The following is a 6,434-nucleotide window of genomic DNA, read 5'->3' as shown; positions in this document are numbered from 1 at the left end:
GCGCGCCGCGGCCGGACAATCAAAGACCGTTGGGCCGAGTGCGACCACATGTGCACGAGGTTAATCGCCGCCGCGCAAGCGGGGGCGCCCAACGCAGATGGTGTACCCGAACAAGTTTTGTAGTCCTCATGCTGCGTGAATGCATCCGCTCAGTTTTTGAACTTCTTAACTTCGGACGCCGTGTTCGAACCGATGCGAGGCGCTCAACCACTCGGTTGTGATTGCTGAACATCATTTAAGGAGGTTGACCGTGGGTCTCAATCTGAATGACAAAAAGGCCGTAGTCGCCGAAGTTTCCGCGCAAGTAGCAGCAGCGCAAACTATCGTCGTGGCCGAATATCGTGGCATCCAGGTTGGTCACTTGACGCAACTGCGTGCTAAAGCGCGTGCCCAAGGCGTGTACCTGCGTGTGTTGAAAAACACATTGGCTCGTCGTGCCGTTGAAGGTACCGCGTTCGCTAGTCTGGCCGATTCCATGACCGGTCCGTTGATCTACTCGATCTCGGCCGATGCCGTTGCTGCAGCTAAAGTCATCGCTGACTTCGCTAAAACCAACGACAAACTGGTCATCATGGCTGGTAACTACGCCGGCAAGCCGCTTGATAAAGCGGCTGTCACAGCGTTGGCTAGCATCCCTAGCCGTGAAGTCCTCATCGCTCAGTTGTTGGGCGTTATGCTGGCTCCGGTGTCGGGCTTTGCTCGTGGTCTGGCTGCCCTGGCAGCGAAAAAAGAAGCCGAATCCGCCGCGCCTGCCGTTGAAGCAGTTGCAGCAGAAGAAGCGCCAGCAGCGGCTTAATTGCCCTGCGGCTTTTTTCTCTCAGTACCAATCTGATGTAACTAACGTAATAAATTTAGGAGTTTCAAAATGGCAATTAGCAAAGACGATATCCTGGAAGCAGTTAGCGCCATGTCCGTAATGGACCTGAACGACCTGGTTAAAGCATTCGAAGAAAAATTCGGCGTTTCGGCCGCAGCAATGTCGTCCGGCGGCCCAGCTGCTGGTCCTGCAGCTGTCGTTGAAGAGCAAACCGAATTCAACGTCATCCTGGACAGCTTCGGCGCAAACAAAGTTGGCGTCATTAAAGCAGTTCGCGAAATCACCGGCCTGGGCTTGAAAGAAGCTAAAGACCTGGTCGATGGCGCACCAAAAACTGTGAAAGAAGCAGTGTCGAAAGCGGACGCTGAAGCTGCACAGAAGAAACTGGTAGAAGCCGGCGCGACCGCTTCGATCAAGTAATAGTTGTTCCGGCGGCAGTTAGCGCCCGAGTCAAAGTCTGAGGTTTTCCTGTTAAAGGGAAAAGCCCGACTTTGGCTCCTTTGTCGTCTTTGTCGTATTTGTATCCGTCATTTGTTCGATTCAAGCCGGAAAGTAGAGCCTTGAGGTTTCGTCTGTGTCATGCGCAGCGTTGCAAATGAGCACTTGCAAAACCTGAATTTTCTATCCTTTCTGTCACTCACGGAGTGTCCATGCACTACTCATTTACTGAGAAGAAACGCATTCGCAAGTCATTCGCGAAGCGCGCCAACGTTCACCACGTTCCGTTCCTGCTGGCGACCCAGCTCGAGTCTTATCATAGTTTCCTGCAAGAAGACGTAGCACCGTCGACGCGCAAGAACGATGGCCTGCAGTCGGCTTTCACCTCGATTTTCCCTATCGTTTCGCACAATGGTTTCGCGCGTCTCGAATTCTTGTCGTACGTCCTGGGCGACCCCGCCTTCGACGTCAAAGAATGCCAACAGCGTGGCCTGACGTTCGCGTCGCCGCTGCGCGCCAAGGTTCGCCTGGTGATTCTGGACAAGGAATCGCCGACCAAGCCGGTCGTCAAGGAAATGAAGGAACAAGAAGTCTACATGGGCGAATTGCCGCTCATGACGACCACCGGTTCCTTCGTCATCAATGGCACCGAGCGCGTCATCGTCTCGCAGTTGCACCGCTCCCCGGGCGTGTTCTTCGAGCATGACCGCGGCAAGACCCACTCCTCGGGCAAGCTGCTGTTCTCCGCGCGCATCATTCCTTACCGCGGTTCGTGGCTGGATTTCGAGTTCGACCCGAAAGACATCCTGTTCTTCCGCGTCGACCGCCGCCGCAAGATGCCCGTGACGATTTTGCTCAAGGCAATCGGCATGTCGCATGAACAGATTCTCGCCAATTTCTTCGTCTTCGACAATTTCAACCTGCGCTCCGAAGGCGCGGAAATGGAATTCGTCGCCGAGCGTCTGCGCGGCGAAGTGGCGCGTTTCGACATCGTCGACAAGTCGGGCAAGACGCTGGTCCTGAAGGACAAGCGCATCAACGCCAAACATGTGCGCGACATCGAGGCGGCCGGCATCAAGCACATCTCCGTGCCTGAGGACTACCTGCTGGGCCGCGTGCTGGCCAAGAACATCGTCGACGCCGACACCGGCGAAGTCGTCGCCTCGGCCAACGAAGAGTTGACCGAAGACCTGATGGGCCGTCTGCGCGAAGCCCGCATCAGCGACATCCAGACCCTGTACACGAACGACCTGGACCAGGGCGCCTACATCTCGCAAACCCTGCGCATCGACGACACCGCCGACCAGATGGCCGCGAAAGTGGCGATCTACCGCATGATGCGTCCGGGCGAGCCGCCGACCGAAGATTCGGTCGAGGCCCTGTTCAACGGTCTGTTCTACAATTCCGACCGTTACGATCTGTCGGCGGTGGGCCGCATGAAGTTCAACCGCCGCATCGGCCGCGATGAACTGACTGGCGCGATGACCCTGTCGAACGAAGACGTGCTGGCCGTGATCAAGATCCTGGTGGAACTGCGCAATGGCCGCGGCGAAGTCGACGATATCGATCACCTGGGTAACCGCCGCGTGCGTTGCGTCGGCGAACTGGCGGAGAATCAATTCCGCGCCGGTCTGGTGCGCGTCGAGCGCGCCGTCAAGGAACGCCTCGGCCAAGCCGAAGCGGACAACCTGATGCCGCACGATCTGATCAATTCGAAGCCGATTTCGGCCGCGATCCGCGAATTCTTCGGCTCCTCGCAGCTGTCGCAGTTTATGGATCAGACCAATCCCCTGTCGGAAATCACCCACAAACGCCGCGTATCGGCGCTGGGGCCCGGCGGTCTGACGCGCGAACGCGCCGGTTTCGAGGTGCGCGACGTGCATCCGACCCATTACGGCCGCGTCTGCCCGATCGAAACGCCCGAGGGACCGAACATTGGTCTGATCAACTCGCTGGCCCTGTACGCCCGCCTGAATGAATACGGCTTCCTGGAAACCCCGTACCGCAAGGTCGAAGGCTCCAAGATCACCGAACAGATCGACTACCTGTCCGCCATCGAAGAAGGCCGCTACATCATCGCCCAGGCGAACGCGACCATCGACAAGAGCGGCACCCTGTCCGATGAATTGGTCTCCGCGCGTGAAGCCGGCGAAACCATCCTCGTCTCGCCGGAACGCATCCAGTACATGGACGTTGCGCCGGGCCAGATCGTTTCCGTCGCCGCCTCGCTGATTCCCTTCCTCGAACACGATGATGCGAACCGCGCTTTGATGGGTGCCAACATGCAACGTCAAGCCGTGCCTTGCCTGCGTCCCGAAAAGGCGCTGGTCGGCACCGGTATCGAACGCACCGTCGCGGTCGACTCCGGCACCACCGTGCAGGCTCTGCGTGGCGGTATCGTCGACTACATCGATGCGGGCCGCGTCGTCATTCGTGTCAACGATGACGAAGCGACCGCCGGTGAAGTCGGTGTCGATATCTACAACCTGATCAAGTACACCCGTTCGAACCAGAACACCAACATCAACCAACGTCCTATCGTCAAGGTCGGCGACCGCGTCTCGAAGCGCGACGTCATCGCCGACGGCGCATCGACGGACTTGGGCGAACTGGCTCTGGGCCAGAACATGACCGTGGCCTTCATGCCATGGAATGGTCTGAACTTCGAAGATTCGATCCTGATCTCGGAAAACGTCGTCAAGGATGACCGCTACACCTCGATTCACATCGAAGAGTTGTCGGTCGTCGCGCGCGACACCAAACTGGGCGCGGAAGAAATCACCCGCGACATCTCGAACCTGGCTGAAAATCAGCTGGCGCGTCTGGATGAATCGGGCATCGTCTACATCGGCGCCGAAGTCCAGGCCGGCGACACCCTGGTCGGCAAAGTGACGCCGAAGGGCGAAACCCAGCTGACGCCGGAAGAGAAGCTGCTGCGCGCGATTTTCGGCGAAAAAGCCTCCGACGTGAAAGACACCTCGCTGCGCGTGCCGTCCGGCATGATCGGCACCGTCATCGACGTGCAGGTGTTCACCCGCGAAGGCATCGTCCGCGACAAGCGCGCCCAGCAGATCATCGACGACGAATTGAAGCGTTTCCGCCTCGATTTGAACGATCAGATGCGTATCGTGGAGGGCGATGCCTTCCAGCGTCTGGAAAAAATGCTGATCGGCAAACTGGTCAACGGCGGCCCTAAAAAGCTGGCCAAAGGCGCCAAGATCACCAAGGAATACCTGGACGATCTGGACAAATACCACTGGTTCGACATCCGCCCTGCGGACGACGACGCGGCGGTGGCGCTGGAAGCGATCAAGGAATCGATCAACGAGAAGCGCCACCAGTTCGACCTGGCCTTCGAAGAGAAGCGCAAGAAACTGACGCAGGGCGATGAGCTGCAACCCGGCGTGCAGAAAATGGTCAAGGTCTACCTGGCCGTGAAACGCCGCCTGCAGTCGGGCGACAAGATGGCCGGTCGCCACGGTAACAAGGGTGTGGTTTCGCGCATCGTTCCCGTCGAAGACATGCCGTACATGGCCGACGGCACGCCGGCCGACGTGGTGCTGAACCCACTGGGCGTTCCTTCGCGGATGAACGTTGGTCAGATCCTCGAGACTCACTTGGGCTGGGCCGCCAAGGGTCTGGGTCTGCGCATCGGCGAAATGCTGAAGGTGCACACGCAGGCGGCCGAGATGCGCAAGTATCTGACCGTGATCTACAACGAAAACGGCCGCGCCGAAGACCTCGACGCCTTCGACGACGAAGAGATCATGAAGCTGGCGGAAAACCTGAAAAAGGGCGTGCCGTTCGCGACCCCGGTGTTCGACGGCGCCAATGAAGAAGAGATCCGCCGCATGCTCGATCTGGCGTATCCGGACGATATCGCGAAAAACTTGGGCATGACACCGTCCAAGAACCAGGTGACCATGTATGACGGCCGCACCGGCGAAGCGTTCGAGCGCAAGGTCACCGTCGGCGTGATGCACATGCTGAAACTGCATCACTTGGTTGATGACAAGATGCATGCCCGTTCGACCGGTCCTTACTCGCTGGTGACGCAACAACCGCTGGGTGGTAAAGCCCAGTTCGGTGGTCAGCGCTTCGGTGAGATGGAAGTCTGGGCCCTGGAAGCTTACGGCGCATCGTACGTGCTGCAAGAGATGTTGACGGTCAAGTCGGATGACGTGAACGGCCGTACCAAGGTGTACGAAAACCTGGTCAAAGGCGACCATGTGATCGACGCCGGTATGCCGGAATCCTTCAATGTGTTGGTGAAGGAAATCCGTTCGCTGGGTATTGATATCGACCTTGAAAGAAACTGATAACGAGAAATTTTCGCTAATCGGTTTGTGATGGAATCGCCCGGCAGGGAAACCTCGCCGGGCAACTTCGTCTCAGAAATGAAATTTAATCACCTGGAGTGATACATGAAAGCACTGCTCGATCTATTCAAGCAAGTTCAGCAAAACGAAACATTCGACGCGATCAAAATTGGTCTGGCGTCGCCTGAGAAAATCCGTTCGTGGTCCTACGGCGAAGTCAAAAAGCCGGAAACCATCAACTACCGCACCTTCAAGCCTGAGCGCGACGGTTTGTTCTGCGCCAAGATTTTCGGCCCCATCAAAGACTACGAGTGCCTGTGCGGCAAGTACAAGCGCCTGAAGCACCGCGGCGTGATCTGCGAAAAATGCGGCGTCGAAGTGACGCTGGCGAAAGTGCGCCGCGAGCGCATGGGCCACATCGAACTGGCCTCGCCGACCGCCCACATCTGGTTCCTGAAATCCCTGCCTTCGCGCCTGGGTATGGTGCTCGACATGACCCTGCGGGACATCGAACGCGTCTTGTACTTCGAAGCGTACGTGGTCACCGATCCGGGCATGACGCCGCTGAAATGCCAGATCATGTCGGAAGACGACTACGCCGCCAAGTACGAAGAGTACGGCGACGACTTCACCGCCTTCATGGGCGCCGAAGGTATCCGTGAACTGCTGCGCTCGATCGACATCCACCGCGATGCCGAAACCCTGCGCGTGGAACTGAAGGAATCGAAGTCCGAAGCGAAGATCAAGAAATACGCCAAGCGCCTGAAGGTGCTGGAAGCGTTCCAGCGTTCGGGCATCAAGCCGGACTGGATGATCATGGAAGTGCTGCCGGTGCTGCCGCCGGAACTGCGTCCGCTGGT

The 6,434-nt window shown here is 57.9% G+C and carries 3 protein-coding genes and 1 pseudogene; all 4 read left to right on the top strand.

The window, feature by feature from the left end; all coding sequences use genetic code 11:
* The first annotated feature begins 250 nt into the window (after nt 1-250).
* Nucleotides 251-796 (top strand): 50S ribosomal protein L10, encoded by a 546-nt coding sequence (rplJ, locus tag Q0S71_RS00785; RefSeq protein ID WP_295990120.1) that lies wholly within the window; start codon nt 251-253, stop codon nt 794-796.
* Between the two features lie 69 nt (nt 797-865).
* Nucleotides 866-1,237 carry a 50S ribosomal protein L7/L12 gene (rplL, locus tag Q0S71_RS00780; RefSeq protein WP_017877898.1) on the top strand — a complete coding sequence of 124 codons (372 nt, stop codon included), beginning with the start codon at nt 866-868 and terminating at the stop codon, nt 1,235-1,237.
* 230 nt (nt 1,238-1,467) lie between these two features.
* Nucleotides 1,468-5,574: a DNA-directed RNA polymerase subunit beta gene (gene rpoB, locus Q0S71_RS00775; RefSeq protein WP_295990119.1), complete on the top strand. Its 4,107-nt coding sequence runs from the start codon at nt 1,468-1,470 to the stop codon at nt 5,572-5,574.
* A gap of 105 nt (nt 5,575-5,679) precedes the next feature.
* A pseudogene (locus Q0S71_RS00770) lies at nt 5,680-6,434 on the top strand (DNA-directed RNA polymerase subunit beta'); the annotation flags it as partial.

It is taken from the genome of Rugamonas sp., assembly GCF_025354735.1.
In the GTDB taxonomy this organism is placed as follows: Bacteria; Pseudomonadota; Gammaproteobacteria; order Burkholderiales; family Burkholderiaceae_D; genus Rugamonas.
This window is presented reverse-complemented; position numbering and strand designations above follow the sequence as displayed.

Excerpts from the sequence above, each read along its gene's own strand:
- rplL (WP_017877898.1), top strand. The coding sequence starts at position 866 with ATGGCAATTAGCAAAGACGATATCCTGGAAGCAGTTAGCGCCATGTCC.
- rpoB (WP_295990119.1), top strand. The coding sequence starts at position 1,468 with ATGCACTACTCATTTACTGAGAAGAAACGCATTCGCAAGTCATTCGCG.